Annotated in this window: 24 protein-coding genes and 1 riboswitch; of the genes, 14 read left to right on the top strand and 10 right to left on the bottom strand. The window is 39.3% G+C overall.

The genetic code is table 11. The features are described from left to right. Window positions 1-124 precede the first annotated feature (124 nt). From thiE to thiC, 5 genes are read right to left on the bottom strand one after another with little or no spacing between them, the layout of a single operon-like run. Window positions 125-1,711 (bottom strand): thiamine phosphate synthase, encoded by a 1,587-nt coding sequence (gene thiE / locus FGD67_RS08670; protein WP_257174637.1) that lies wholly within the window; start codon window positions 1,709-1,711, stop codon window positions 125-127. Further along, window positions 1,711-2,514, bottom strand: coding sequence for a thiazole synthase (locus FGD67_RS08665; RefSeq protein ID WP_257174636.1), 804 nt, complete (start codon window positions 2,512-2,514; stop codon window positions 1,711-1,713). The genes thiE and FGD67_RS08665 overlap by 1 nt, the downstream gene beginning before the upstream one ends. Window positions 2,515-2,517: 3 nt before the next feature. Further along, window positions 2,518-2,736: a sulfur carrier protein ThiS gene (locus FGD67_RS08660; protein WP_257174635.1), complete on the bottom strand. Its 219-nt coding sequence runs from the start codon at window positions 2,734-2,736 to the stop codon at window positions 2,518-2,520. A gap of 27 nt (window positions 2,737-2,763) precedes the next feature. Then, window positions 2,764-3,939: an FAD-binding oxidoreductase gene (locus FGD67_RS08655; protein ID WP_257174634.1), complete on the bottom strand. Its 1,176-nt coding sequence runs from the start codon at window positions 3,937-3,939 to the stop codon at window positions 2,764-2,766. Between the two features lie 8 nt (window positions 3,940-3,947). Then, window positions 3,948-5,915, bottom strand: coding sequence for a phosphomethylpyrimidine synthase ThiC (gene thiC, locus FGD67_RS08650; RefSeq protein WP_257174633.1), 1,968 nt, complete (start codon window positions 5,913-5,915; stop codon window positions 3,948-3,950). A 93-nt stretch (window positions 5,916-6,008) separates the two neighbouring features. Next, window positions 6,009-6,107: riboswitch (TPP riboswitch) on the bottom strand. Window positions 6,108-6,357: 250 nt separating this feature from the next. On the opposite strand from thiC, the gene FGD67_RS08645 reads away from it, so the two are divergent. From FGD67_RS08645 to FGD67_RS08635, 3 genes are all read left to right on the top strand, one after another. Further along, entirely contained in the window at window positions 6,358-7,251 is an 894-nt protein-coding gene (locus FGD67_RS08645) for a mechanosensitive ion channel family protein (protein WP_257174632.1), read from the top strand. 27 nt (window positions 7,252-7,278) lie between these two features. Continuing rightward, on the top strand, window positions 7,279-7,989 hold the full coding sequence (locus FGD67_RS08640; protein ID WP_257174631.1) for a pseudouridine synthase: 711 nt from the start codon (window positions 7,279-7,281) through the stop codon (window positions 7,987-7,989). Window positions 7,990-8,172: 183 nt separating this feature from the next. Further along, complete coding sequence (locus FGD67_RS08635) at window positions 8,173-8,646, top strand: FKBP-type peptidyl-prolyl cis-trans isomerase (protein WP_257174630.1); 474 nt, start codon at window positions 8,173-8,175, stop codon at window positions 8,644-8,646. A 140-nt stretch (window positions 8,647-8,786) separates the two neighbouring features. On the opposite strand, the gene FGD67_RS08630 is transcribed toward FGD67_RS08635, so the two are convergent. The 3 genes from FGD67_RS08630 to FGD67_RS08620 all read right to left on the bottom strand — a co-directional run bounded on the left by FGD67_RS08630 (window position 8,787) and on the right by FGD67_RS08620 (window position 12,317). After that, window positions 8,787-10,160 (bottom strand): sigma 54-interacting transcriptional regulator, encoded by a 1,374-nt coding sequence (locus FGD67_RS08630; RefSeq protein ID WP_257174629.1) that lies wholly within the window; start codon window positions 10,158-10,160, stop codon window positions 8,787-8,789. 88 nt (window positions 10,161-10,248) lie between these two features. Further along, on the bottom strand, window positions 10,249-10,809 hold the full coding sequence (locus tag FGD67_RS08625; RefSeq protein ID WP_257174628.1) for a hypothetical protein: 561 nt from the start codon (window positions 10,807-10,809) through the stop codon (window positions 10,249-10,251). Further along, complete coding sequence (locus FGD67_RS08620; RefSeq protein WP_257174627.1) at window positions 10,809-12,317, bottom strand: sensor histidine kinase; 1,509 nt, start codon at window positions 12,315-12,317, stop codon at window positions 10,809-10,811. The genes FGD67_RS08625 and FGD67_RS08620 overlap by 1 nt, the downstream gene beginning before the upstream one ends. A 361-nt stretch (window positions 12,318-12,678) precedes the next feature. Here FGD67_RS08620 and FGD67_RS08615 point away from each other — a divergent pair, with 361 nt between their 5' ends. From FGD67_RS08615 to FGD67_RS08580, 8 genes are all read left to right on the top strand, one after another. Continuing rightward, entirely contained in the window at window positions 12,679-12,978 is a 300-nt protein-coding gene (locus FGD67_RS08615) for a hypothetical protein (RefSeq protein ID WP_257174626.1), read from the top strand. Between the two features lie 106 nt (window positions 12,979-13,084). Continuing rightward, window positions 13,085-13,435, top strand: coding sequence for a hypothetical protein (locus tag FGD67_RS08610; protein WP_257174625.1), 351 nt, complete (start codon window positions 13,085-13,087; stop codon window positions 13,433-13,435). A gap of 57 nt (window positions 13,436-13,492) precedes the next feature. Then, window positions 13,493-14,104, top strand: coding sequence for a fumarylacetoacetate hydrolase family protein (locus FGD67_RS08605; RefSeq protein ID WP_257174624.1), 612 nt, complete (start codon window positions 13,493-13,495; stop codon window positions 14,102-14,104). 95 nt (window positions 14,105-14,199) lie between these two features. Then, window positions 14,200-14,430, top strand: coding sequence for a glutaredoxin family protein (locus tag FGD67_RS08600; protein ID WP_257174623.1), 231 nt, complete (start codon window positions 14,200-14,202; stop codon window positions 14,428-14,430). Window positions 14,431-14,797: 367 nt separating this feature from the next. Then, entirely contained in the window at window positions 14,798-16,657 is a 1,860-nt protein-coding gene (locus tag FGD67_RS08595; RefSeq protein WP_257174622.1) for a diguanylate cyclase, read from the top strand. A gap of 161 nt (window positions 16,658-16,818) precedes the next feature. Then, window positions 16,819-17,922 carry a hypothetical protein gene (locus tag FGD67_RS08590; RefSeq protein WP_257174621.1) on the top strand — a complete coding sequence of 368 codons (1,104 nt, stop codon included), beginning with the start codon at window positions 16,819-16,821 and terminating at the stop codon, window positions 17,920-17,922. A 54-nt stretch (window positions 17,923-17,976) separates the two neighbouring features. After that, a complete protein-coding gene (gene ovoA, locus FGD67_RS08585) occupies window positions 17,977-20,085 on the top strand; it encodes a 5-histidylcysteine sulfoxide synthase (RefSeq protein ID WP_257174620.1) in 2,109 nt (702 codons plus the stop codon). A 3-nt stretch (window positions 20,086-20,088) separates the two neighbouring features. Further along, window positions 20,089-21,102 (top strand): pyridoxal phosphate-dependent aminotransferase, encoded by a 1,014-nt coding sequence (locus tag FGD67_RS08580; RefSeq protein WP_257174619.1) that lies wholly within the window; start codon window positions 20,089-20,091, stop codon window positions 21,100-21,102. 156 nt (window positions 21,103-21,258) lie between these two features. Here FGD67_RS08580 and FGD67_RS08575 read toward each other — a convergent pair whose 3' ends face one another. Together FGD67_RS08575 and FGD67_RS08570 are read right to left on the bottom strand one after the other, a co-directional pair. Further along, entirely contained in the window at window positions 21,259-21,894 is a 636-nt protein-coding gene (locus tag FGD67_RS08575) for a hemolysin III family protein (RefSeq protein WP_257174618.1), read from the bottom strand. A 355-nt stretch (window positions 21,895-22,249) separates the two neighbouring features. Next, window positions 22,250-22,468: an EF-hand domain-containing protein gene (locus FGD67_RS08570; protein WP_077286225.1), complete on the bottom strand. Its 219-nt coding sequence runs from the start codon at window positions 22,466-22,468 to the stop codon at window positions 22,250-22,252. A gap of 375 nt (window positions 22,469-22,843) precedes the next feature. Here FGD67_RS08570 and FGD67_RS08565 point away from each other — a divergent pair, with 375 nt between their 5' ends. From FGD67_RS08565 to FGD67_RS08555, 3 genes are read left to right on the top strand one after another with little or no spacing between them, the layout of a single operon-like run. After that, the gene (locus FGD67_RS08565; protein ID WP_257174617.1) at window positions 22,844-24,340 is read left to right on the top strand and encodes an alpha/beta hydrolase; all 1,497 of its coding nucleotides are present in this window, start codon (window positions 22,844-22,846) and stop codon (window positions 24,338-24,340) included. Window positions 24,341-24,343: 3 nt separating this feature from the next. Continuing rightward, window positions 24,344-25,090, top strand: a complete 747-nt coding sequence (locus FGD67_RS08560; protein ID WP_257174616.1) for an ATP-binding cassette domain-containing protein — start codon at window positions 24,344-24,346, stop codon at window positions 25,088-25,090. Continuing rightward, a complete protein-coding gene (locus tag FGD67_RS08555; RefSeq protein WP_257174615.1) occupies window positions 25,087-26,250 on the top strand; it encodes an ABC transporter permease in 1,164 nt (387 codons plus the stop codon). Before FGD67_RS08560 ends, FGD67_RS08555 begins: the two co-directional genes overlap by 4 nt. The last annotated feature ends 3 nt before the right edge of the window (window positions 26,251-26,253 follow it).

Raw genomic sequence — 26,253 nt, 5'->3', positions numbered from 1 at the left:
GCGTTTATCAGCTAATTTGGTTATTAATAGCCAACTAGCTGTTTTAGTTTCAGAGACAGGTTAAGCCTTGAGCCAATGCAACAGTAGGATTGGTATAAGTTAGTTAAAATGTGCAGCTAAAGTATCAATTTTTCAATATAGCTTGCATGCTTTGAGTTGCAGCAATTGGCTGTTTAGCTTCTGTTATGGCAGTCACTACTGCAACTGCACTTACGTTAGTACGCCATACCCGTTCAATACGTTGTTGGTTGATGCCGCCAATAGCGATGACAGGAATATGCTCGGCCAGTGACAATATCTGCATTAAGTTTTCCAAGCCTTGAATTTGTCCTGTCATGTCTTTTGTTTTGGTTGGAAATATAGCGCCAATGGCGAGGTAAGAAGGTTGCAATTGCTTGGCTAATAAAAATTCGTAACAGCCATGAGTACTTATGCCTAGACGTAATCCTGCATTCGCAATTGCGCTTAAATCGGCCTTGGCAAGGTCTTCTTGGCCGATATGAATACCGTATGCACCATGTTTTATCGCTAGTTGCCAATAGTCATTTATAAACAGTCGACAAGAGTGCAACCGTGCCAAAGTCACTGCTTTTTCTATAATCGAGTCTAATTCTTCGCTGTTTTTATTTTTAATCCGTAGTTGAATAATATTTAAATTCAGTGGTAATAAACGCTCTAACCATTCTAGAGAATCAATAACGGGGTAAAGACCAAGCTTTTCATTTGTCTTTAAGTCAAGGGAAGGGAACTTTGCTGATATTTGATGCCGCTGAGCCAAGGGACTGATAACTTGTGGGAAGTGCTCTGGCTGGCTCGGCCACGAGCCTTGTTCAAAGGCACCATAATATGATTGATTACTATGGTTGTTTTCTCGCTGACTTGATAATGATAAGCCTTGATTAATAAAGGCTTTAGTTAGGGTGAAAGCATCACGTAGTAGGTAACCATGAGCAAGAAAACTTGCTAAGGCACTGGCAAAACTACAGCCACCACCGTGACTGTAACTTGTTGTAATTCTTGGTGAGCGTAATTCGATTGTTTGTGTTGATATTGAGCTTGATGTTGAGTTTAAACGCTGTAAACATAAATCCGTACAATGAGCTGATAATTTACTCGACTCTGTACTTTCAGTATGTCCGCCTTTGATGATAACGGCTTTGCAGCCTAAAGTTAATAACTGCTCGGCTAGCTGCAAAGGGTTATGTTTAACCTTGTGTGTTGATAAAACATTTAATTGCTGCGCCTCAATTAAATTGGGAGTAATAATATCAATCAAAGGTAATAAAGCGCGTAATGCTATTGCTGTTACGCTTGATAAACTTCCGCCAACACTGGCTTGGCCGACCGGATCGTAAATAACTATTAAATTAGTTAATTGTTGTTTAAGCGCCATTAACAGCGTTACTAGCCAAGTAACTTGTGCGCTATTGGCAATTAAACCTATTTTGATCACGCTTGGTGGCTTGTCAAAGCGCAGCGCTTGCGCTTGTGCGTCTAAAATATCGACCGCTGTTGGATTAATCGCTATTAACTGCTGAGAATTTTGCACAGTATTAGCGGTGAGTAGATGGCAAACTTCAACCTTAAGCTTATGACCAGTTTTAATATCGGCGGCAATGCCTGCACCACCTGAGCAGTCAGCACCGGATATAGTCCAAATAATAGCCTTACGGTTTAGTTTATTTATCGGTAAGGGAGTCTGAAACGTCATTATTTATGCTCTGAGTTGTGCCAAAAAGGGCTGTCGAGTGTGGGGGTGCTAGGGTGCGCGGTTTGTCGTTCTGGCATTGTACCGGCAATGTAGGCTGATTCTCCGGCGGTAATCGCTGTGGCAAAGGCCTTTGCCATCATTACCGGATTATCAGCAAGGGCAATAGCACTATTTAATAGTACGCCATCAAAGCCCATTTCCATGGCTATACAGGCATCAGAAGGTTTGCCAATACCGGCATCAAGAATGAGTGTTGCGTTTGGTAGACGCTGACGAATGCTGGCTAAGTTATAAGGATTCATTAAGCCTTTTCCTGTGCCGATAGGCGATGCCCAAGGCATAATAACTTTGCAACCAAGCTCATATAAACGTTGGCAAATAACTAAGTCATCGGTGCAATAAGGCAGTACTTTGAAGCCATCAGCCAGTAATTGTTCAGTGGCAATTAATAGCGCTATTGGATCCGGTTGCAAGTTATAATCATCGCCGATAACTTCGAGTTTTATCCAATCGGTTTTAAATAACTCACGACTCATTTTAGCTAAAGTGATGGCTTCTTTCGCATTTTTGCAACCGGCAGTATTCGGTAGCAAAAATCCTTGGCTTTGCTGAACCGTATCTTGAATATAACGCCAAATTTTTTCGCCGGATTGCGCCAAGGGGTTTTGCCGTTTTAGTGACAAAGTGACAACTTGGGAGCCACTGGCAAGAATGGCCTGTTTCATCACTTCTGGAGAAGGATAGAGCGCTGAGCCAATCAGTAAACGGCTATCAAGTTGTTGGCCATAAATGCTTAAGGACATGGGTTAACCTCCAACAATGGGGAAAAGTACATCAATACTGTCATTGCTTTGAATGAAGGTAGCGCAATAATCTTCGCGGCCAATAAAGTTACCATTAAGTGCTAAAGCAAAGCTTTGTTGTTGCTGACTATCAGGTAAAGTTGCTGTCAGCACGGATGTGATATTGATGGGACTTGGTAAGTGAGAAAGCTTAAACACTTGACCATTAATATAAATTTTCATTTTTTCTCACTTCTCATGAACTGTGCGTTAATAACATGGCTCAGTTTGATAAATTGAAAGTAAACTAGTGTATCGATAATCATCAATATGGCGGTGTTGTTGCCGCATTAAATTGTCAACATGCTCGAGTACTTGTGATAGCACGATAGGGGCAATCAAAAAACCATGGCGGTAAAGACCGTTCACTTGCATTAAGGCATTGTTGGCAATGATTTTTGGTTGATTGTCGCTAAACGCGGGCCGAACTTGGCTGATATGCTGACGGATATTAGCCTCGGCGAAACCCGGATGTACACTGAAAGCCGCGCTGAGTAACTCCATCGCGGAACGCACCGTCATAGGGGAAATATCATCACTTTCAATTTCCGTGGCGCCGATGACATAATGGCCTTTGCCTTTTGGTGCAATATAAAGTTGATAGCGAGGGTGCATTAGCCTGACGGGTCGTGAAATATTAACTTGAGGCGCAAAAAGTTGAAAAAGTTCACCGCGCACGGCGCGTAAATCGCTGAGCTCTGCGTTGTTATCTAGCTCGTTTTTTGTCGATTTTTTTGCACCAATGCCACGGCAATCAATAGCGAGGTCAAATGATTGCTGCTGAACGTTTTTGGACTGTTGGCTATCGTGAAAATGTAATTGACAACCATGCGTGAAATGGTCACTTTTCATTCTAATCACAGTCGTTTTGCTGCGCCATTCAACCCCTTCGTCAGTGAGTTGCTGATGTAAAGCAATCAGTAGTTTTCGATTACCGATTTGTCCTTCGCTGGGTAAATAAAGCGCCTGTGAAAATTTATACGCTAGCTCCGGCTCTAGTGCCGCAAGTTGCTCTCGGTTTAACTGATGTTGTTCATGGTTTGGGTAATGATTGGCTAAAAACCTGCCGAGCCTTTGACGGTCAGCTTTATCTTGTTCATGGCTAACAACTAGCGAACCTGACTGTTGAAAAAAGCTATAACCGCTAAGTGTTGTTAGTAATTTCGGCCATAAGGGGAGAGCAGCAAAGCCCATCGCCACAATATTGGCAGGGCTGTGCATCGCTTCACCAAGTGGCGTTAATAGCCCCGCGGCGGCATAAGCGGCACTTTGCTGACCGTTTTTTTGGTCTTTATCGAATAGCGTGACTTGGTAGCCTTGTCGATTTAACGACAAGGCTAGCAAGCGACCCATTAGGCCGGCGCCAATAATAGCAATAGTTGGCATCTGGCTACCTAACGTTGTGATTTGCGTTGAAGCTTTTCACGCTGGTGATAAAGCTCGCTACCATTGGCTTTAAATTCAGCTGATTTTTCCGCCATACCTTGGGTTGAAATACTGATGGTTTCATCAAGCAGCTTGACTTCAATATGTTGTTCGCTATTAGCTGCATTATCTAAGCCGGCGGCATAATCTCGTACCTCTTGAGAGATTTTCATCGAACAAAATTTAGGGCCACACATTGAACAAAAATGCGCAACTTTGCCTGATTCTTGTGGCAAGGTTTCATCGTGATAAGCGCGTGCTTTTTCAGGATCTAAGCTGATATTGAATTGATCGTACCAGCGAAACTCAAAACGGGCTTTAGACATGGCGTTATCGCGAATTTGTGCGCCGGGATGGCCTTTGGCTAAATCACCAGCATGAGCAGCAATTTTATAGGTCATTAAGCCTTCTTTAACATCGTCTTTATTAGGTAAGCCTAAATGCTCTTTTGGGGTGACGTAACAAAGCATGGCGCAGCCATACCAGCCAATATTAGCGGCACCGATGCCTGAGGTGATGTGATCATAGCCAGGTGCAATATCGGTTGTTAGTGGTCCTAAGGTGTAAAAAGGTGCTTCCCCGCAATGCTTCAGTTGCTCGGCCATGTTCTTCTGGATCATGTGTAGTGGTACATGACCAGGGCCTTCAATAATGGTTTGTACCTCATGCTGCCAAGCTATTTTTGTTAACTCACCTAAAGTGCGTAACTCAGAAAATTGTGCTTCATCATTCGCATCAGCCACCGACCCCGGACGCAAACCATCGCCTAATGAAAAAGAGACATCGTAGGTTTTTAATATTTCGCAAATGTCTTCAAAATGCGTATAGAGAAAGTTTTCTTTATGATGGGCCAAACACCACTTCGCCATAATTGAGCCACCACGAGAGACAATACCCGTAACCCGTTTAGCGGTCATTGGTACGTAGCGCAGCAGAACACCGGCGTGAATAGTAAAGTAATCAACCCCTTGCTCTGCTTGCTCAATTAAGGTATCGCGAAATATTTCCCAAGTAAGATCTTCGGCGACACCGTTAACTTTTTCTAAGGCTTGATAAATTGGTACCGTGCCAATCGGCACCGGAGAGTTGCGAATGATCCATTCACGGGTTTCATGAATATAGCGACCGGTCGAAAGATCCATGACCGTATCTGCGCCCCATTTGGTTGACCAAACGAGCTTTTCAACTTCTTCTTCAATAGAAGAGGTAACGGCTGAATTGCCAATATTAGCGTTTACTTTGATCAAAAAATTTCGCCCAATGATCATAGGTTCAACTTCAGGGTGGTTAATGTTTACCGGTATTATTGCCCGACCTCTTGCTACTTCATCACGGACAAATTTTGCGGTGATTTGTTCAGGAATGCTAGCGCCAAATGACTGCCCTGGGTGCTGTTGCAGCAGTATTTCGTCTTTCACTTCTTGACGTTTGATATTCTCGCGAATAGCAATATATTCCATTTCAGGGGTAATAATACCTTGACGAGCATAATGCATTTGCGTGACATTTTTACCTTTTTTAGCTTTACGTACTTTCGGTAAGTGTTCAAAGCGAATGTGGTCAAGCCCTTCATCTGCTAAGCGTTGCTGACTGTAGGAAGATGATTTTTCTGGTAAAAATTCAACATCGTTGCGTGATGTTATCCATTGTTCACGTAACCGTGGAATACCTTTATGGACATCAATGTTGACAGTGTCGTCGGTATAGAACCCCGAAGTATCATAAACACATAAAGGCGGATTTTTTTCGTGGTTAGGGGTGTTTTTGTCGCCACCGACTAAGGTATCAGACAAAGATATTTCGCGCATACCGACACGAATATCGTGTATCTTGCCCGGTACGTACACTTTTTTAGAATTTGGGAATGATTGATCAGCAACGTTTGTTAAAAATTCTGTTGCTTGGTTTCGACGTTCGCGTCTTGATAATGAACTCATGTTCTCTCGCCTTTTATTATATAAAAAATAGGCGGAGCTTTATTGGGGTAGTAACGAGGAGCAAGTTCAAGAGCAATATTTAACAATAGCTATTGGAGTCACTCACTTGTTCCCTTCGCAGATGTTAATCTAATCAGGTTCTACGGATCCCGCTTTCGCGATCTCAGCCCTTTGGCACTCCGACAAGTCAATACGTTTAATACGGTCTAGGTATTAAACGTGGCTAGATTCTAACGTGTATTTTGTTGGTTAAGCAAAGGTTTTTAATAAATTAATTCACAAGCGACTATTTTATTCTCATGATAAGCGAGCATGTTCCACCAGAAGTTACAGCCTAAAAAAGCGTTGTTTTATCGGTTAACGGTGAATTATATGATAAATTTGGCGCCAAATTGTCGTAATATAGCGCAACAGAGCAACGCAAACTATATGGAATTAATTTATGGCCGAATCGAGCACCGCTAGCAACACTGAGCAAATAACTAGAACTTTAGATCCCACCCTGTTACTGAAAGATGAACTGGACCAAGTTGGCCGTATTTATAATATTATTGTCGAGTTTTTTACTAACTACAGCTTCCAATTAATTGGTGCCTTTATAATTTTCATTATTGGCTACATGTTTGCCGGTAAAATCGCCAACGTTGTGTTGAAGTTATGTGAGCGACATAAGCTTGATGTCACCTTAAGCCGCTTTTTAGCTAACACCAGTAAAATGCTGATTGTGGTGATGATCACGATAGTGGCTTTAGGTAAGTTAGGTATCAGTGTTACGCCATTTATTGCCGCTATTGGTGCTATTTCATTAGGTGCTGGTTTAGCGTTACAAGGCTTATTAGCTAACTATGCCGCTGGTTTCAATATCATCATCATTCGTCCTTTTGTTGTTGGTGATACCATTACAGTACAAGGTGTTACCGGGCTAGTGAAAGAAGTGCTACTGGCTTATACTATTTTATCGGATGAAGATAACGTCGAAATTACCATTCCAAATAAACATATTGTTGGTGAGATTTTACACAATTCGCGCCATGATTCGTTGTTAGAGCTAAGTGTTGGTATTGATTATAGTGAAAACCCGTTAGAAGTTGTTGCTATGCTCGAAGAAGTAATAGGCAAATTGGATATCGTTAGTGAAGTACGTAAGCCGCTTATTGGTATTGATGCTTTTGCTGATAGTGCTATTAATATCGCCATACGCTTATGGACGCCAACAGAGCATTTATATAGTGCAAAATACACTGCCTACAAAGAAATTTATCAGGCATTAGATAACGCCAATATTAAAATTCCATTTCCACAACGTGATGTTCATTTTATTAAGGGTTCGGCTTAATTTTTATGCCGTTTGAGTTGTTTCTTTATGGCACTAAATAAGGCAAGACTGGATCGCTTTCTAGCACAATACTGTCAAATCAGTCGCAAAGATGTGCGGCTGATGCTGGCGAAAAATAGAGTGAAAATTAATGGTGTTCTTGCCCATGATATAGATGAGATTATCGATACGTTCAGCCATATCACATTAGATGGTCAGGTCATTCAAGCTAACTCAGCGCATTATATAATGCTGAATAAGCCGGTTGGCGTGGTGAGCGCTACCCAAGATAGTCAGCATAAAACCGTGATTGACCTACTGGAACAACCGTTTAAAAATGAGCTACACATTGTTGGTCGGCTTGACCTTAATACCTCAGGTCTAGTGTTATTGACCAATGATAGTCGTTGGTCTGAGCGCTTAACTTTACCTGAGCATAAAGTCAGTAAGCGTTATATTGTCAGCTTGAAAAATAAACTTCATACAGAATATATTAGCGCTTTTGCTGAAGGTATGTATTTTGGTTTTGAAGATATCACAACAAAACCGGCAAAATTAACCATTATTAATGACTATCAGGCTGAAGTGGAGTTAATTGAAGGGCGCTACCATCAAATTAAACGTATGTTTGGCCGTTTTCAAAATGCTGTTACTGCTTTGCATCGTGCATCTATTGGCAACTTACCACTGGATAGTGAGTTGTCCGCTGGGCAAAGTAGAATATTAACCTCCGTAGAGGTGAATAATATTGGAAAATAACCATAATGCGGAGGATTTTTAATGAGTTGCCAGCGATTTGATAACCGCCGATAATTTCTTTCCTATAGAATAACTATATTCAAAAAATGTTTGTTGTTCTCAAACCGCTAGTAAGCGCTGAGAGAGAACAAACTTAATAGGTTTGGTACAATATAGCCACTAATATAATAAAAAGGATCAAAAATGACTAAAGCTATTATTCTCATCATTGTACTGGGCTTAATTGTATGCTTTTTCGTGCGTAATAATGCCAATCGTGAAGCGGCTAAGGTTAATGCAGCACAAGCGGCTAAATTTTTACAAGAGAATAAACATAAAGAGGGGGTGATTGAAACCGCCTCTGGTTTGCAATATAAAGTTTTAACCGCAGGTGACGATGATGCTCATCCTACCGCGAGATCAAAAGTAACCGTGCATTATCATGGTACTTTGCTCGATGGCACCGTATTTGATAGCTCAGTTGACAGAAATGAGCCAATAAGCTTTGCTTTAAACCAAGTTATAAAAGGTTGGACTGAAGGACTACAACTGATGGTTATTGGTGAGAAAACGCGTTTATTTATTCCAGCAAACCTAGGCTATGGTAATAGTGCGGCAGGTAAAATTCCACCAGGTGCTTTATTGATTTTTGATGTTGAGTTACTTGCTATAAAATAGCCAAGAACTCTTTATTGGCAGGGCATGATTAACAACTGAATTAGGGCTTAAAGGCTTTGAATAAAGCGTTTAAGCCTCGATACTATTCAACATTCAACATTCAACATTCAACATTCAACATTCAACATTCAACGCTAGTATTATTCCTCTCTAAATGCCTCTGCTGAAAGGTGATGACGGTTGAGCAATTTGTAAAATTCGGTACGATTTCTTTGTGCTATTTTAGCCGCTTGTGAAACATTTCCGGCGGTAATTCTTAATAATTTGGCGAGATAATCGCGTTCAAATTTATCTCTGGCTTGGACAAATGATGGCAATATTGTGGTTTTATCGCGTAAGGCATTTCTCACTAACATTTCACTGATTAACGGTTCAGTCGATAGTGCGACTGTTTGCTCAACAACATTTTGTAGTTGCCTAATATTGCCGGGCCAAGCGGCGCTGATCAGCATCTCCATGGCTTCTTGGGAAAAACCGGAAATATTAATCTGTGATTGCTCTGTTGATTTACTCAAAAAATACTGAGCAAGTAAGGGAATATCTTCTCGGCGCTCAGATAGCGGGGGTAACTCAAGTTCAACAACATTCAAGCGATAATATAAATCTTCACGAAAGGTTTTATCGATGATGGCTTGTTGCAAGTTTTTATGGGTAGCTGAAATGATCCGAACATCGACTTTAATCGATTGTGTACTGCCGACAGGGCGAACTTCTCGTTCTTGTAATACTCGCAGAAGTTTGACTTGAAAGCTCATCGGCATATCACCAATTTCATCTAAAAATAGTGTCCCACCATCAGTGGCCTGAAATAAGCCAATGTGGTTTCTTTCCGCACCGGTAAATGCGCCTTTGTTATGGCCAAATAACTCAGACTCAAGTAATTGTTCAGGAATCGCGGCGCAATTAATTGCGGTAAATTTTTCTTGATGTCGCGGGCTAGCTAAGTGAATAGCTTTTGCTAATAGTTCTTTGCCGGTACCACTTTGGCTATGAATAAGTAAACTGAAGTCGCTTTTTGCCACCTGTTTACTTTGCTGTAAAAGTGACTCCATAACCGTACTACGGCTAATAATTTTGTCACGCCATTGATTATCAGTCTGGCTATGGTTTAGCTCTGCCGGTTGTAGCCGAATAGCTTGTTGTACTATTTCTAGTAATTCTTTACTTTCAAATGGCTTAGTGAGAAAGCTAAAAACGCCTTGTTTTGTGGCATTTATGGCATCGGGAATCGTGCCGTGTGCGGTCATAATAATGACGGGAATATGAGGATGCTTGGCGCGAATTTGCTCAAACAGTGCCATACCGTCCATACCTTCCATTTTCAGGTCGCTGATCACCAATTGTGGATGAAAGCTTTCTAATCGCCCTAAAGCTATTTTAGCATTTTTTGCTGACTCAACTTGATAGCCAGCTGCTGATAAACGAATACCGAGTAAGCGCAACAAACTAGGATCGTCATCGACGATAAGAACTTTACTGTCGATTATCACTTTAGGCGGGTTTGGGTTGTTCATGGTTTACTCTCGATACATTTCTAAAACTAAAACTAAAATTGATTATTTATTGCTAGTGACCTGATGAAGTTAGCAGCTCATACCTTTGTTATTGATCTCTTTTATCAATGGCTTGTTCAATATTTTTCAATTGTTTAATGATTTGTTCTAATAATTGCACTTGCTCAACTAATTGTTGCTGTTGTTCGAGTGCTTTTTTTTTCTGCTCTTGCTGTTGTGCTAGCAGGCGATTTCGCATCAGTAAACGTTGATTTAATTGATCACGCAATAAGGTAATAAAGGCTTGTTCACTGGGATTTATCTGGGCAAACGCGGCATTATCTCCTTCAGTTCTAAGTCGATTTAGTAGTGCTTTAGCATTGAAACTATTATAGATAGGAGACTTAGGCAGGCTATAAAGTAACAGTAACTTTATCTGTGGATCATGTGCACTATACTCGTTCGTTTGCGTTTGTTGTGCCACTAATGCTTGCTGTTGTTCGACCTCTTCAGCTAATTGCTGTGGATTAAGTTGCTGTAGAGTTAAGTAATACTCGCCATAAGTTTCATTGTTGTTCGAGTTTACGGCGGTGAGTTGGCAACCAAGTAACAACAGTAATGTTAGACACAAAAGTAATGTTTTTTTTGTAAGCTGCTGAAGACTAAGCATTATATTTTTTCCTCTTGACGAAAAGCGCGTGGCAAAGTGATTTTCATTTTAGTTCCAACTTGCTCGCCTTGTGGATACATCAGTTCAATGTTGCCATTGAGACGTAATAATAGCTCTTTTACTATTGTTAAACCAAGACCGCTGCCTTTGATCGCGTTATTTTCAGGTGCTATTCCTTGATAAAAGGCATCAAATATTTTGTCTTGGTTTTCTTGGGTAATTCCTATGCCCTGATCGCTAATAAAAATTTGTAATTGCTCATCAACAAGTACAGTTGTAATCTCGATGACGCCTTCATCTGGAGAATACTTTATCGCATTGGATAATATATTATCGATAATTACTGCTACTTGTTTACGGTTACTGACAAGAAATACATTGTTACTGGTTTTCTTTAAATTGATTTTTTTTCTTTTTATGTCCAGTTTTCGCTCTGCTAGTACCTGAGATATAACATTATCAATCGGCATTGACTCGCAGTCTTGTAAGCTTGTTGAGTCGAGGACAATATTAAAGTCGAGTAAATCTTCAATATGTTTTTGTAAGCGAAATACGCTGTCTTTAATGATTTGAGATATTTCCTGCTGCTCGGCATTCAACTCACCGACACTATTATCGTAAAGTAGCTCAGTACCCTCTCTAATTGCAGCAAGCGGGGTTTTTAGTTCATGTGAAATATGTCGAATGAAACTTGATTTTTGTAACTCTAAGGCTTGTAAACGCGTCCGCATATTCTCTAATGCCAGTGCTATTTCTTGAATTTCGGGTGAGCCGGTTACTTTAATCTCCTGGTCAAAATCACCTTGCTGTAGGCGAAAAATCTTTTGCGTTAATATTTTTAATGGGCTGGTGATTAAAAAAATGAATATTGCCGCGATCAGTAAACTGACCGGAATAATAATTAAGCTCTGGATCATAATATCGCGAGTGGCTTGGGCGGCTTGCTTAATATTAGTGATATGCAGGGTATTTAGCTCGTTACTGCGTTGCGTAATTTGTTCATAAATTTGTGTTAGTGCATTAAATTTGCTTTGGATCGGTTTGATAATTGTGCTGTCGGTTGGTGACTTTTTTACTGCTGATGGCATGGTTTGCTCAATGAGCGTAGTGATAGTTTCAGCGTACTCAATAACTAGCTGTTGTAAGCTATGGTCTTGGCTGGTAATAATTAACTGTTTAGTCAGCTGTAGTATTTGCTGACTTTGCTCATGATAGCTTGTTGCTAAAGCTTGATCTCGCAGCACTAAATATTGTGCGGCGCTGCGTTCCATTTTTATTTGGTTACTTTTTAATAACTGCTGGCTATCTAATACTTTTGCTATATCGATAATTGCTCCCTCGCTTTGTTTAGCAAGAGTATTAACCTGTGAAGCGCCAAAAATTAACGCAATAACCAGTGGTAAAGCGACTAAGCCAAAACCTAATAAAGTTAATGATTTTATTGATAAACTCTTAATCGAAAAACTGTTATGAGTTGTTTTGATTTTTGGTACTTTTGAATTACTCACAATCTGCTGTATGGCCTTATTCTGTTGATAGTATACCAGTGTAGTGTTAGCTAAAATTAGGTAAAAAACAATGATGTCTCAATATGGAGACAGGTTGATGGTAAAGATTTTTTTATTGTAGTCTTTTGTTTTATAGGTAAATTATAAGATTTTTATGTTCCTGCTTGCCAGTAATAAATTATTAACGCTATAAATTGTAGTTAATAGGAGACACTTTTTGGTGTGGTGTTTTAAATTAATTCTTTTTAATCAACGGCTTATGTTATTGGCATGACCTGTGCTATATCCTGATTGTATGTGGCACTCGCCATGGTCGGCATATTTGTTGATGTGCTATTTAATTAATCTGAAGGATTCAAACATGAAAAATATTAGCTTAAAAAAACTATCAATTACTGTTGTTGTTGCATCACTGGCATCAAACCTTGTTTTTGCTAACAGTGATATGAATGAAGCGCTACCAAAAGTAGAGCAGCCAATGTCTTCTTTTTCTCAATTAATCACCGATTATGATGCCGATAAAAATAATACTTTAAGTGATAAAGAGTTAGCTAAAAATGAAAAATTAAGCCAAATTTTTGCTCAACTTGATGCTAATGGTGATAAAGAAATTAGCGAGCAAGAATACAACTTGTACCTAAAAACAATGAAAAATCATTAACCTAGATATTAAACTTTGCGAATTAATCGCACCATTTATTGCCGACTGTAAGCATTCGTTCCCAGCCAAACAGTCGGCCTTTTTATACTGAATTTAAGGCCCCCTCATGAATAATCAATCATCTAATGACACTCTATCTCGCTATGTTCAAATTGATAAATGGATTTTTGAAGTTAAATCTGTACGCGCAATCCGTGTTGATGATTTTGGTAAACCTTATTCAGCTATCGCTAATTTTTCCTTAAATGGTGATAGTGCTTATATCGACGGTTTACTTACCAGAGAAGATGATGATTTTACTCGTGAAGACTACCAAACATTTGTCAAGATGACTCAACAATTAGGCTTGAAAAATGTAAGTTTCGACCGTTTTAAGCAACAACGTAAAGTCTCTGATACAGTGAAAGTGCCAGCAATGAATTGCACTAAACCAGAATTAAAGTTAGTGAAAGCGTAGCAAATGAAGCTTATTTTGTTTTAGAATATTTACTTCACTTATTTGCAAGGCGTAATGATGAAGTCGGTTAAAGTTGATAGCGGTTATACCATTCCCTCAAAGATTATTTGTGTTGGGAGGAATTATGTTAATCATATCAGTGAATTAGGCAATGAAGTGCCTGATGATATGGTGATATTTCTTAAGCCTAATAGCGCCATAGGCCATCAACTACGCTCGTATCACCAAGAGACATTACATTATGAAGCCGAACTTTGTTTTCTCTATCAGCAAGGCTGTTTCTCTGCTGTTGCTATCGGTTTAGATCTTACTAAGCGGGCATTGCAGTCTCAGTTGAAAGCAAAAGGCTTGCCGTGGGAGCGTGCTAAGGCTTTCACAGATTCTGCGCTTTTTAGTCATTTTGTCACGCTAGCTACTATTGATGATGAGTTGGCACTAGAGCTATCTATTAATGGTGAGTCTCGACAAACAGGGACTGTTGCCATGATGCTGTATTCACCACAAGCGATATTAAAAGAAATACAATCTTTTATTGAATTAGAAGATGGCGATATCATTATGACAGGTACGCCAGCAGGTGTTGGTGAAGTAGTCGCTGGTGATGTTTTTGAAGGACAAGTACGAACTGGTGATAGTGTTTTAGTAAGCCAACAATGGCAAGCCATTTAGTTGTCATAGCTTATTAAAAATAAGCTATGACAATAGTTATTTATGCTTTGGGCTGTGCGATAATCAAATAAAGTTAACAACCCAAGCTCCATCTTATGAAACGTGTCATTCTCTATACCATGAGTAATTGCCCTCATTGTCAAACGGCCAAGCGCTACCTCGAAGAGAAGAATATCCCTTTTCGTTTATGTAATATTAAAACCGCGGCTGGGCAAAAAGAATTTTCTAAATTAAACTTACGCGGCGTACCTGTATTGAAAATCGGAGATCAAGTACTGAATGGTTTCAATATAAAAAACTTCAATCAACTGTATAAAGGCTACTAGAGCTATCTCTTCATGGCTGGTTAGCCTAATAATACCAATGCTACTAAGTTTCTTCCCACTCAGTAAGATTTAAAAGCTTTAGCGGCACAGGTTCATAGTTCCAGACTGAACCTAAGTACCTACATCCATGCGCAAGGCATTGATTGAAGATAAGGGTTGTTCTCGACAACTGCTCCTGCGTTGTTCTAATGACTCACACCCCTGTGAGAACCTTATCAAAACACTTGTAAGCGCTGAAGTGGGAACAAACTTAATAGGTTTGGTGCTAATTATGTTTTTGAGCAGGTAGATGATTTTTAGTCGTTTCTTGATTTTTTTTGTGCTAGCGTAAGACTAAGTTTGAATGGATTCCCACTACGGATACACTATGACAAAAGCTTTACAAGCCTGTTATGTAACTTTAATCATACTCTTGTTAAGTTTTCCTCTAACAACACTGGCGGATAAGCACGTAAATTTCATCGACATGGATCATGAGATCTATCTTGAGCCATGGTTGTCCTACCAAAAATTGATTGGTTTGCAGTTAGAAGCTAAATCTTACGATGAGTTGCATTACTTATGGTGGTTATTACGTAAAGCTCAAGCCGAAAATTTAATTTACTTTTATGATGATTTTAGCCGCTCAGTTAAGCAGGCTAACAATTTAGTGACCACAAGTACTCCTTTAGCTATTCAAGCGCGTCTAAGTTTATTTCAAGGTCTTATTGAGCGACGACAAGGAGATTATAATCGTTCTCAAGAATCACTTGCTAAAGCCTTAATACAAGCTAAGGAAGCTCAGTTAAGTAGTTTATATGTTTATGGAAAACAAGAGCTTGCCTATACAAAAACCCTGACAGAGCTATTTGAGACTTCCTTAATTGATATCCAAGAAGCTTATGTTGAAGCCTTCGCGTTGAAAGATCAGTTTTTAATCGCCTCAATAAATGAAACCTATGGTGCTATTTATGGTTATTTACAGGACTATAAAAAGTCAATTGAGTATTATCAAAGAGCACTTGAGGCTTATCAAAACTTGCAATATCCAGCACATATAGCAGAGGCTATTTATGGCTTGGCATCAACGTATCGTTACTGGGGGAAATATCAATTAGCCATAGAGTATTTTGAAAAATATCAACAGCAGATTGCTTATACTCCTAACTCAAATATTAGTTTCTTTTCTGCTTATGGCATAGGTATGACGTTGGCAGAGCAAGGTGACTGTCTTGCTGCTATTAACGTTATAGATAAGGCCTTGACCTTAAAAGGTATTGTTGACTACAACGCGGAGTTATATAAACGTAAAGCGAGTTGCTTAATTACCCTAGGCCGCTTTGAAGAAGCGGAAAAGGCACTTGATAGCGCGGCTCTAATTTTTGCTGATATTCCTGAACTTATAGGAACAAACTGGCAACTAGAAGTGCTAAAAATATCAGCTGAATTAACCCATGCTCGCGGCGAGTATGATATTGGTTATAGTATGCTTGAGCAGTATTATCGCCAGTACACTGAGCTATTATTAAAAAACTCCTCGAAAAGGTTGCTAAAAGTAAGAGCTAGCTTGGAAGTTGAGCGCCAAAAAATTGCGCAAGCATTGACAGCAGAACACCTACAAGTAGAATCACTCGAGCTAGAAAAGCAGCAAAGTAACACAACTCAAGATATTTATTTTACCGTTTTTATTACTTGCGGCAGCTTAATTGTGCTGATTGTAATTATTGCACAATACCGTAGTAATAGAAAAATGCACTTATTAACGATAAAGGATCCCTTATCTGGTTTGTTTAATCGTCGTTATATTTTTGATTATCTAGATAAGGCGGCACTAGCCGATGCATCAGAAAAAATCCAAATGTCGATTATTTTAATCGATATTGATGATTTCAAAAAAATAAATGATAAATATGGCCATCCTGTTGGTGATGATGTTATTTGTCAGGTGGCAGAAATCGGTAGTGAAATTTTTCGTCAGGATGATATTTTCGGCCGTATTGGCGGTGAAGAGTTTATGTGTATTCTACCCCGAACAGACGTTACCACTGCAAAGAAAATTGCGGAACGTTTTTTATCTGCAATTAACCAGTCTACAGTGGTCAAAGGTCATCAAGATAACGTAACTGTTAGTATTGGCATCGCGACGCTATCAGCACAATGTCGTGATATTAATCAACTCTATATCAATGCTGATCAAGCACTATATCAAGCCAAGCACTTCGGTAAAAATCAAATTAAAATTTTTTAATCCTAAATGCTCTTAGTTGCGTATATAGACAAATAGATAAATTTTGCTTAATCGCTTAATAAATTAATCCTATGACAGTAACTAGAAATTAATAATCAAGATACAAGGTCTGTTATTATTCAGCATTACACCCAAGATAAAAATTCAAGCACGTGCTTATTATGACTAGTTTTACTCAGCTCGAAATCACTGTAATTTCTCAGTTGCAAGATTACATTCATCAGCGAGGATTTCGGGCATTAATTCACTTTGAATTAGAAGGTTGTTATCAAATACCACTAGGTAAACGTATAGATTATAAAAAGGTCAACCAGAAATTACTAAGCCTTGGTGTTGATGGTGAAGTCGTTGCAGAGTATTGGAGTAACCAGTGGGAGTATGTTTCACTTTTTAATGGTCAAAGTCCATTAAAAGAAGCGCATAACCTCAAGCAAGCGCTGTACTTATTACCTAAAATTTTTGCCACCCAGGGGGTGACAAATACTTTGATCAAACCCGTAGTTTGGGCTGGCGATTACGGTAAGTTAGCCTTAGGGTGCGAAAATGTTTTTAGTGCCGATAACCGTGCTGTTCATATACCTAATGCGGTGCAAATCAACGTTAGCGTGCAAGATCTAGCAGGGAATAATTTACTGGTTGCTGGTGATTTTGCTGAACGGTTGCAGCAAGCTTTATTGCAGACAAGTTTGGCGTGCTGCTTACTATATTTACCTGAAGAAGAGGCTTTTGAGCGTTTACTGTTAAAATCAAAATATGGTTTGGCAGATGAATTATGCTCACCTGTAGATATTTCTGGTGGTCATCAAGGCAGTATTGCACTTTATCGAGATATCGGTAAGCACAATCAAAAAATGGGTATGGAGCCAGTGATTTATGATGATAAAAATAATGTTATCGTCAGTCATGAGAATTGGCATAAAACAGCGCGTATAGAACACAGGCTTGGCGCATCGAGTGAGCATTATAATCCTTACTTGAATGTTATTTATACTTTATTAAATGTCATTGACACTATTGATGAGATAAAACATGACCAGCCATCAGCGCAGGAGCTAAGTAACCAATTGCCTCGCTCGCTCTATGATCAGCAAACTGAACAGGGGGCAATAACATTGTTTGCTAATAATAACTGGTTCAGCGAAAGCATAGATAGAACTCTGAACAGGGTACAAACTGATACTGACATGGCAGCAGAATTAAGCATTGGCCAACAAGTAAAACAAAATTATTTAACACAATTTCAACAGCCTAGTATTATTATTTAATACAGCTAAAGTTGAAATGAAATTCAGATCACAATAATAGCTAGTGAAAAGTAGATGATAAAGCAATTAAATACGCCAACACTTGATGGCAACTCGGTAGCAGAAAAGCGACAAGAGCTCATCGCATATTTTAAAAATACGTGGTCGACTTATCAGTCCTTATTTTCCTTGATTAACCACGACGATGCTTATTTTCTCCGTCCTGAGCCTTTACGGCACCCGTTGGTGTTTTACTTTGGCCATACTGCAACCTTTTATGTCAATAAACTTATTCTTGGTAAATATATCAAGCAACGCATTAACAGTAGGTTAGAAGCTATTTGTGCCGTTGGTGTTGATGAAATGAGCTGGGATGATCTTGATAGTGAGCATTATGACTGGCCCAGTGTTGATGAGGTGCGTGATTACCGACAAGAAGTTTATCACTTAGTATTAAGCTTGATTGAAACTATGGAGTTGAGTTTACCGATAACGCAAGACTCACTAGCTTGGATTATTTTAATGGGTTGTGAACACGAACGGATTCACCTTGAAACCTCATCAGTTATCATGCGCATGCTACCGCTGAACTTGTTAAGTGCCGATGAACAATGGCAACCTTGTTTACAGTCAACCGCTGCGCCTGAAAATGCATTAGTACCAGTAAGAGCACGTAACTTAACATTAGGTAAAAAGCCTCAAGATAATACCTATGGTTGGGATAATGAATATGGCCAGCAGGTAGTTGACATCGATGATTTTAGTGCTGCTAAATATTTAGTCTCGAATCAAGAGTATCTTGGCTTTGTCGAGGCTGGTGGTTATCAGTTAACAGAGTTTTGGTGTCAAGAAGGACAAGCATGGTTAGCGTTTACCAAAGCGGCTATGCCTAAATTTTGGCGTCAACATGACGGTAAATACTATCAGCGAAATTTACTCCACGAAATGCCATTACCGTTAGATTGGCCAGTAGAAGTAAATTGCTTGGAAGCTAAGGCATTTTGTCAATGGCGACAAGCGAGTACAACTGGCTTTATCCGCTTACCTACCGAAGCTGAATGGTACTGTCTTCGCGATCATGTCAGTGGTGATCAACACCAATGGCCAGAAGTGCCAGGTAATATTGATTTAGCCTATAATGCGTCATCATGTCCGGTAAATCGTCATCAGCAAGGTGATTTTTTTGATGTTATCGGTAATGTTTGGCAGTGGACTGAGTCAGCGATTGATGGTTTTGAAGGTTTTAGCGTCCATCCATTGTACGATGATTTTTCTACGCCGACCTTTGATGGTAAACATAACTTGATCAAAGGTGGCTCTTGGATCTCAACTGGAAATGAAACCTTAGCGGCTTCGCGCTACGCTTTTCGTCGACATTTTTATCAACATGCCGGCTTTAGATATATCGAGAGTAAAGACTCTGCATTGCCAGAGGTAGCGTTTAATAAGTTTGAAACTAGTCAAGATATTTGCCAACAACTTGCTTGCTACTTTGGTCAGGAGTTATTGGGTTATGAGAACTACGGACAGCAAATAGCAAAACAGGTGGTAAATTTAATTGTCAGCCAAGGTTTAATGACTGAACGTTTACTTAATTTAGGTTGCAGTGTTGGCCGAGTGGCATTTGAGCTTAGTCAGTATTTTCAACATATAGATGCTGTTGATTTTTCGGCTCGCACTATTCAACATGGTGTGCAATTACAAACGGGTGCTAGTGTGCGCTATACCAGCACCATTGAAGGTGAAATTTGTCAATACCATGAAGTTACATTGGCAGATTTCGTCGAACAAGTTAAGGGCGAGCGGATATTATTTAGCCAAGGCGATGGAGGTAATCTAAAACAGCACTTTAATCACTACGATGTGGTTTTAGTTCAGCATGCACTAGAGCAAAGCTATGATCCTAAACGTTTATTATCGAATGCGGTTAGTCGACTTAACCCGTCAGGCTTATTGATCGTTATTTCTGATTACTATTATCAAGCAAAGATAACAGAAAAAAGTAAATGGCTGAGCGGTATAAAAGTTAATGGTGAAAATTTATCTGGCTTTGATGCTTTGAACCAGCAACTTAGCAGCGATTTTGACTTGGTTAGTCAGCAAGAACTCTCTCGTGTATTAGCTGATTCAGTACGTAGCTTTAATTTATCACACTGCCAGCTTACGGCATGGCGAGCAAAATAGCTTATGCCGAAATATTTATTGCCCAAGCATATTGCTTATACTCGAGGTTTGGCAGATCACATCAAATTTAATTTCAGTGATTCGACTGCGCACGCTTTGACTTATGAGCAATTATGCGCATTCTCAGTGGATGAGCTGAATAGCATACTGCTAAGTTACTCTCCGGTACAAGGTGATGTATTGCTGCGCCAATTAATTATTAATTTTCATCAAGGGTTAAATTGTCATCGCCAAACACTTGAGGCTGATAATGCGGTAACTTTCTGTGGAGCACAAGAAGCATTGTCGGCGGTTTATCAAGCGTTGTTAGATGCTGATGATGAAATTATCGTACTGACACCGAGTTACCCATCTTTGGTTACTATGGCAAAAACCATGGGCGTGGTTGTTAAAGAAATAGCACTGTGTGCTGATAATCATTGGCAAGTTCATATTGAAGATTTTAGCCGCTTGATGACGGAAAAAACTCGTTTGATCGTCCTTAACTCACCACATAATCCAACCGGTAGCATTATTGATAGTGCATTGGCTGAGCAAGTATTACAACTGGCTGAGCAATATCAATGCTATTTATTGAGTGATGATGTATCCCAAGCCAGTAATTACCATGATTTAGCCTTGGCTCATCGCTATCTTGATTACTCAAAAAGTATCATTGTTGGTGTTATGTCAAAAAGCTTAGGCTTAGCCGGTGTGCGCATTGGTTGGGCAGTAACACCCGATGACACTTTACTGAATAGTTTACTGGCAATTAAAGCCATGAGCTCTATTTGTTGCTCAAAAATAGATGAAAATTTAGCCAGCATAGCACTACAATATAGCCATGAAATTATAGCGACTAACAATGTTATTATTCGCGATAATATTGCTTTGTTTTCTGCTTTTATCAACCGCTATAAGCAAGCATTCAGTTGGCATCCACCGCAAGCGGGCATATTAGCGTTAGTTGAAGTTAAAAATATTGCTTCTATGATGGCTTGGTCAAATAGGCTGGTAAAAAAAAAACCGGTATATTAGCCTTGCCAAGTGAGTTGTTCGGCTTGCAGGGAAATTATTTTCGTTTAGGTTTAGGACAAAAAAGCTTTGCTCAAACACTGGCGATATTCGAGCATTATGTTAATCAGCAGATAAAAAGTGAGTAAAGTAGCTTAAGCCAAACTGGGGTTAAGTATATTAAAGCACGTAGAAAAACATCATGAAAAAGTGACAAAGAGCGGCCATAAAAACAAATAAGTGCCAAATAGCATGGCTATATTGTTTATTCTTTCTGATATAAAAAATCGTCCCTAAACCATAAATAATACCGCCTAAGGCGAGTAAGAATATCCCCTCAGCAGCAAGCTTAACATTGAGCTTATCAATAAATATTAAAGAAATTAAGCCCAAGCCAAGATAGGTAGCTAATGACAATTTTTTATACTTATTGCCAAATTTAATTTTAAAAGCAATGCCTGACAGAGCAAGGCCCCAGATAATGCTCAATATTATATAGCCAACGTCATCAGCTAATGTAACTAGCATCAGTGGTGTGTATGTACCGGCAATTAATAAATAAATTGCGCAATGATCAAGTAGCTTAAATATTCTTTTGGCTTTGTCATGTAATAAAGCATGATAAAGGGTTGAAGCGCTAAACAGTAAAACTAAACTAGCGCCATAGATACTAAAACTGATCACTTTAGTGATATCAGCTTGTAACCAAGCTAAAGTAACTAAAAGCGTTAAGCCGGCAACACTAAGTAATGCTGCTAATCCGTGACTGATCGCATTGATAATTTCTTCTGCTAAGCCGTAGTCTTGAGTTTGCACCTTAAGATTCCTATTTCAGTGTACATGTGTACGCTGTTTATGGTAGCAAACTGTGCATTAGAATACTAGAGGTCTGACCTTTGTACTTTGGTAAGCTGACCTAGCAGGAGTCTAGGTCAATCAGTTTCTGTGAGTAAACTTTTGCAGCTATAGAATTGCTTTAGCAATGGCTTGCTGGGGAATAATAAAAGAAGTGTTGCATTGGGAATACGGTAGTGAATATTAGCCACTGAAGCTAATAGCTAGCCTTGATGATGGTTTATTCCTAAAGTAGAAATAATTTTTGCGTTTATAAAACGGTGAGATTTTACCGGATATAAACGCAAATAAGGGCACGCTAACTGTGTTTGTATGATTACAAGGCGAGATCAATAACCATTTCACGTAATTCATCTTTGGAGATCGAGTTATCATGATTTTTATCAAAACGATTAAAAATGGTTTCACACATACGAATGCCTTTGTCTTGCAATAAGCAGTCAATCAATTCTACGAATTCACTTCTATTGATTACGCCATCTTTGTCTTCATCAAAAACTTCAAATAGTTCATCAACCCACTGATTTAATTCCATCAGTTATCCTCTTTTTGGCGAAATATATCTACTGCTGACTTTATCGTTATTTGCAGCATATGTGAATGATTAATTATGTTATTTGGCGTAAATATAGCTTTTTACAGCCTAACACGAGTTTTTTGCTAGCTAAGGCTTTAGTTAGCTGATATTTAACGGTATCAACACTGATGATAAAAGTAGCTATTCACCACTACATCATAGGCTTAGCAAGGTTAACTTTAACAAAAAAAGACTTAGTATAATTTATCAATAGCTTGCGTTATTTCAATTAGTTAGCTACTAAAACAAGTCGATTCTAAATAGTTTAAAAATAAATGTAATAAATTTGTAAATGTTGAGACTAAGCAATCAATGTTTTAAAAGGAGGATAAAATGAAAATAGCTTGGAAAAATTTATTTACCACGAGTTTATTTATTTCAGTAGCGGGGCTCAGCCATAGTAGCCTTGCTGAAAGTGCTTTAAATCAACAACTCACCTTAGAAAGTTGCCATGTAAAAGGCATTCGTCAACAAGTGCAGTGCGGCACTTTAGTCGTGCCAGAAAATTATGCAAAAGCCGATGGTGCAAAAATTAATATTAATTTTGTTGTATTACCGGCGATAGATAATAGCAAAGAAAAACAGCCGCTAATGTTTTTAGCTGGTGGGCCAGGTCAAGCTGCAACAGAGCTTTCTGGGCAAATCTATACCGGCTTTAACGAGATTAGAAAAACCCGTGATTTATTATTGATTGATCAGCGAGGCACGGGTAAATCGCATCCGTTACAATGCGAAGAACCGTTAGACATTGACCCCTACACCAGTATTCCTGAAGACTTTTCAGTAACAGATATCGAAGAATGCTTATCGCAACTTAGTGGTGACCTTAGCCAATATACCTCAGAAAACTCTATTCGAGATTTCGACGCAGTTCGTCAAGCTTTAGGTCACGAACAGGTGCATATCTATGGCGGCTCTTATGGTACACGTGCGGGCTTGGTTTATATGCGCATGTTTCCAACATCAATAAAAAGTGTCGTGCTTGATAGTGTTGGTCCTATTGAAGTACCTATTGGCTTATTTGGGAAAAGTGCAGAGCAATCTTTTGTTAAATTACTTAACAATTGTCAAAATGATGATAAGTGTGCCAAACAATATCCTGACTTGGCAAAAGAGTTTGCCAAGGTCAGTGCTAAGTTGTCACTTGCGCCTGTGACAGTAAACATTGCGCACCCCAGACTCGGTACTGATATTGAATTTACCATCAGTAAAGAAAAGTTTATCTCAACCATACAAATGCAATTGTATTCCATGCAAACACGTAGTTTGGTACCGCTGTTAATTCATCAGGCTTATTTAGGTGATTATAAGCCGTTGGCGGGGCTTATTGCTCAAGGCGAAGGTGGCATGGGTATCTATATTGGTTTGCACTTTAATATTGTTTGTAATGAAGATTTTCCTAAAATCACTGGTAGTATGAGAGCCGCAGATGCCGAAAATAACTTTGCGAAAGGCATGAGTTTAGACATGGTTGGTAAAGCTTGTGCTGCTTGGCCAAAGTATCAACCCAGTGCTAATTTTTATCAGACAGTAACGGCCGATATTCCAACACTGATCATGTCAGGTGCTTTAGATCCTGTTACGCCAGCAAGTAATGGCGAAAAATCCGATAAAAATTTACCGAATAGCCATCATATTATTGCTAAAAATAATGCTCATATTGTTGCTTCAACAACTTGTGGCATCAGCATTGTAAATGAATTTTTAGCGCTACAAACACCAAAAGATCTTGATGAATCGTGCTTAGCAGACATTCCTGATGAATCATTTATGCTGGGCTTAAATGGTGGAGCAGCACCGGTAACTACGCCAGTAAAAGTAAAGGAATAGATAATGATTGAAGTTAATAATTTACATAAAAGTTTTGTCAGCAAGAAAAACACTGTTAAAGCGCTAGATGGCTTATCATTTACCGCAAAAGATGGCGAAATTACCGGCATATTAGGCCCAAACGGTGCCGGAAAAACCACTTGTTTACGCACACTCTATGGCTTACTACGTGCTGATGAAGGTTACGCCACTATTGACGGTATTAAAGTCACTGAAGAACCGATTAAAGCGAGAAAATTATTAGGTATTTTTCCTGATAAATTTGGCTTATACGAGCGGTTAACCGCTTATGAACAAATTGATTATTTTGCCAGTATTCATGGTATGAAAGGCGCCAATAAACATGCAGCTATTGAGCAAATTCTCAATGATCTTGAGATGACTGAGTTAGCGCATCGTAAAACAGTAGGTTTTTCTCAGGGGCAGCGCATGAAAGTGACACTAGCCCAAGCGTTGGTACATCAACCAAAAAACTTTGTTTTGGATGAACCAACACGTGGTTTAGACGTGATGAGCACACGAATTTTGCGTAATCATTTAGCTAAATTCAAAGCAAAAGGCCACTGCATTTTATTTTCCTCACATGTTATGCAAGAAGTGGCAGCACTTTGTGATCGCGTGATTATTGTCTCTAATGGCAAGTTAGCTGCGCAAGGAACACCACAAGAATTATGTGATCTAGCCGGAGAGAAGTTATTGGAAGAAGCCTTCGTTAAATTGATCGGCTCAGATGAAGGAGTAGCGGCATGATGCAATTACAAGCCTTAATGGTAAAAGAGTTTAAAGAAGCCTTTCGTGATCGACGTGCGTTAATGGTGGCAATGAGCATGGCGTTATTAATGCCAGTGATGATCATGGTGATGTTAAAAGTAGCCATTAAAGAGGCGGTTGATAACCCTGCGGTATATGTGAAATATACCGGTGAGCAACATGCCCCCAAGCTTATCAAAGCGTTGCAAGATGAAAATATTCTCTCTTTTGCTGATGTACCTGAAGATGAAGAACGTAACTGGAATGAGCGCAATATTGCGCTCTCCATTCCTGATACTTTTGTTGCTGATATGGCGGCAGGTAAACCGATAGAGCTAACCTTACGAGCCGATTATAACGAGAAGTCGTTATCGTCACCTATTCGTCGCATTAAAGACATTATTAGAGAGCACTCACTCACCATTGGCTATAAGCGCTTATTGGTGCGTGGGGTTGATATCAAGTTGCTGCAACCGATCAAACTGCTTGAACAAGATACCTCTTTACCAAGTAGTAATGCGGTAATGATCTCATTAATTTTAGGTGTTTATCTCATGATGGCAGCATTTATGTCGGGTTTACCGGTTGCTATTGACTCTAGTGCCGGTGAGCGTGAACGTAATGTGCTGGAAATGTTACTGTGCCAGCCGGTAAGTACCTTAAAAATAGTGCTTGCTAAACTCAGTTGTGCCAGCTCTATTGCGATTATCTCTATTATTTTAATGTTGGTGTTAACTTCGGTTGCGATGAACTTTGTTGATCTGACAAAAATAGGTGCCACTTTCAGTATTGATGCCAGTACTTTTGCGATTTTATTATTGCTGTTAGTGCCTATTTGCTTCCTTGCTGCTTCATTACAGCTTCTGTTTGCCTTTCAGGCGAAGAGTTTTAAAGAGGCGCAATCAACGGTAACTATGTTGATTATGGCACCAAGCTTTATTCCTTTTGCACTGATGATGATGGATGATAAACCTGCTTGGGTTGAATGGTTGCCGATTTCCGGCCAATCATTATTAATGGAAGATGTTTTTAAAGGTTTACCTATCGATTGGAGTGCCTTGTTATTTACCAGTGTTGCTACCATCGTCTTAACAGTGGCGTTAGTGTTAATTTTGGCAAAACGTTTAACCTCTGAAAAAGTAGTGATGTCGTTAAGTTAGCAA

It is taken from the genome of Colwellia sp. M166, assembly GCF_024585285.1.
In the GTDB taxonomy this organism is placed as follows: Bacteria; Pseudomonadota; Gammaproteobacteria; order Enterobacterales; family Alteromonadaceae; genus Cognaticolwellia.
This window is presented reverse-complemented; position numbering and strand designations above follow the sequence as displayed.

What these genes read in the sequence shown, in the direction of transcription:
- thiE (WP_257174637.1), bottom strand. Translation starts at nt 1,711, where the DNA reads ATGACGTTTCAGACTCCCTTACCGATAAATAAACTAAACCGTAAGGCT.
- FGD67_RS08665 (WP_257174636.1), bottom strand. Translation starts at nt 2,514, where the DNA reads ATGTCCTTAAGCATTTATGGCCAACAACTTGATAGCCGTTTACTGATT.
- FGD67_RS08660 (WP_257174635.1), bottom strand. Translation starts at nt 2,736, where the DNA reads ATGAAAATTTATATTAATGGTCAAGTGTTTAAGCTTTCTCACTTACCA.
- FGD67_RS08655 (WP_257174634.1), bottom strand. Translation starts at nt 3,939, where the DNA reads ATGCCAACTATTGCTATTATTGGCGCCGGCCTAATGGGTCGCTTGCTA.
- thiC (WP_257174633.1), bottom strand. Translation starts at nt 5,915, where the DNA reads ATGAGTTCATTATCAAGACGCGAACGTCGAAACCAAGCAACAGAATTT.
- FGD67_RS08645 (WP_257174632.1), top strand. Translation starts at nt 6,358, where the DNA reads ATGGCCGAATCGAGCACCGCTAGCAACACTGAGCAAATAACTAGAACT.
- FGD67_RS08640 (WP_257174631.1), top strand. Translation starts at nt 7,279, where the DNA reads ATGGCACTAAATAAGGCAAGACTGGATCGCTTTCTAGCACAATACTGT.
- FGD67_RS08635 (WP_257174630.1), top strand. Translation starts at nt 8,173, where the DNA reads ATGACTAAAGCTATTATTCTCATCATTGTACTGGGCTTAATTGTATGC.
- FGD67_RS08630 (WP_257174629.1), bottom strand. Translation starts at nt 10,160, where the DNA reads ATGAACAACCCAAACCCGCCTAAAGTGATAATCGACAGTAAAGTTCTT.
- FGD67_RS08625 (WP_257174628.1), bottom strand. Translation starts at nt 10,809, where the DNA reads ATGCTTAGTCTTCAGCAGCTTACAAAAAAAACATTACTTTTGTGTCTA.
- FGD67_RS08615 (WP_257174626.1), top strand. Translation starts at nt 12,679, where the DNA reads ATGAAAAATATTAGCTTAAAAAAACTATCAATTACTGTTGTTGTTGCA.
- FGD67_RS08610 (WP_257174625.1), top strand. Translation starts at nt 13,085, where the DNA reads ATGAATAATCAATCATCTAATGACACTCTATCTCGCTATGTTCAAATT.
- FGD67_RS08605 (WP_257174624.1), top strand. Translation starts at nt 13,493, where the DNA reads ATGAAGTCGGTTAAAGTTGATAGCGGTTATACCATTCCCTCAAAGATT.
- FGD67_RS08600 (WP_257174623.1), top strand. Translation starts at nt 14,200, where the DNA reads ATGAAACGTGTCATTCTCTATACCATGAGTAATTGCCCTCATTGTCAA.
- FGD67_RS08595 (WP_257174622.1), top strand. Translation starts at nt 14,798, where the DNA reads ATGACAAAAGCTTTACAAGCCTGTTATGTAACTTTAATCATACTCTTG.
- FGD67_RS08590 (WP_257174621.1), top strand. Translation starts at nt 16,819, where the DNA reads ATGACTAGTTTTACTCAGCTCGAAATCACTGTAATTTCTCAGTTGCAA.
- ovoA (WP_257174620.1), top strand. Translation starts at nt 17,977, where the DNA reads ATGATAAAGCAATTAAATACGCCAACACTTGATGGCAACTCGGTAGCA.
- FGD67_RS08580 (WP_257174619.1), top strand. Translation starts at nt 20,089, where the DNA reads ATGCCGAAATATTTATTGCCCAAGCATATTGCTTATACTCGAGGTTTG.
- FGD67_RS08570 (WP_077286225.1), bottom strand. Translation starts at nt 22,468, where the DNA reads ATGGAATTAAATCAGTGGGTTGATGAACTATTTGAAGTTTTTGATGAA.
- FGD67_RS08565 (WP_257174617.1), top strand. Translation starts at nt 22,844, where the DNA reads ATGAAAATAGCTTGGAAAAATTTATTTACCACGAGTTTATTTATTTCA.
- FGD67_RS08560 (WP_257174616.1), top strand. Translation starts at nt 24,344, where the DNA reads ATGATTGAAGTTAATAATTTACATAAAAGTTTTGTCAGCAAGAAAAAC.
- FGD67_RS08555 (WP_257174615.1), top strand. Translation starts at nt 25,087, where the DNA reads ATGATGCAATTACAAGCCTTAATGGTAAAAGAGTTTAAAGAAGCCTTT.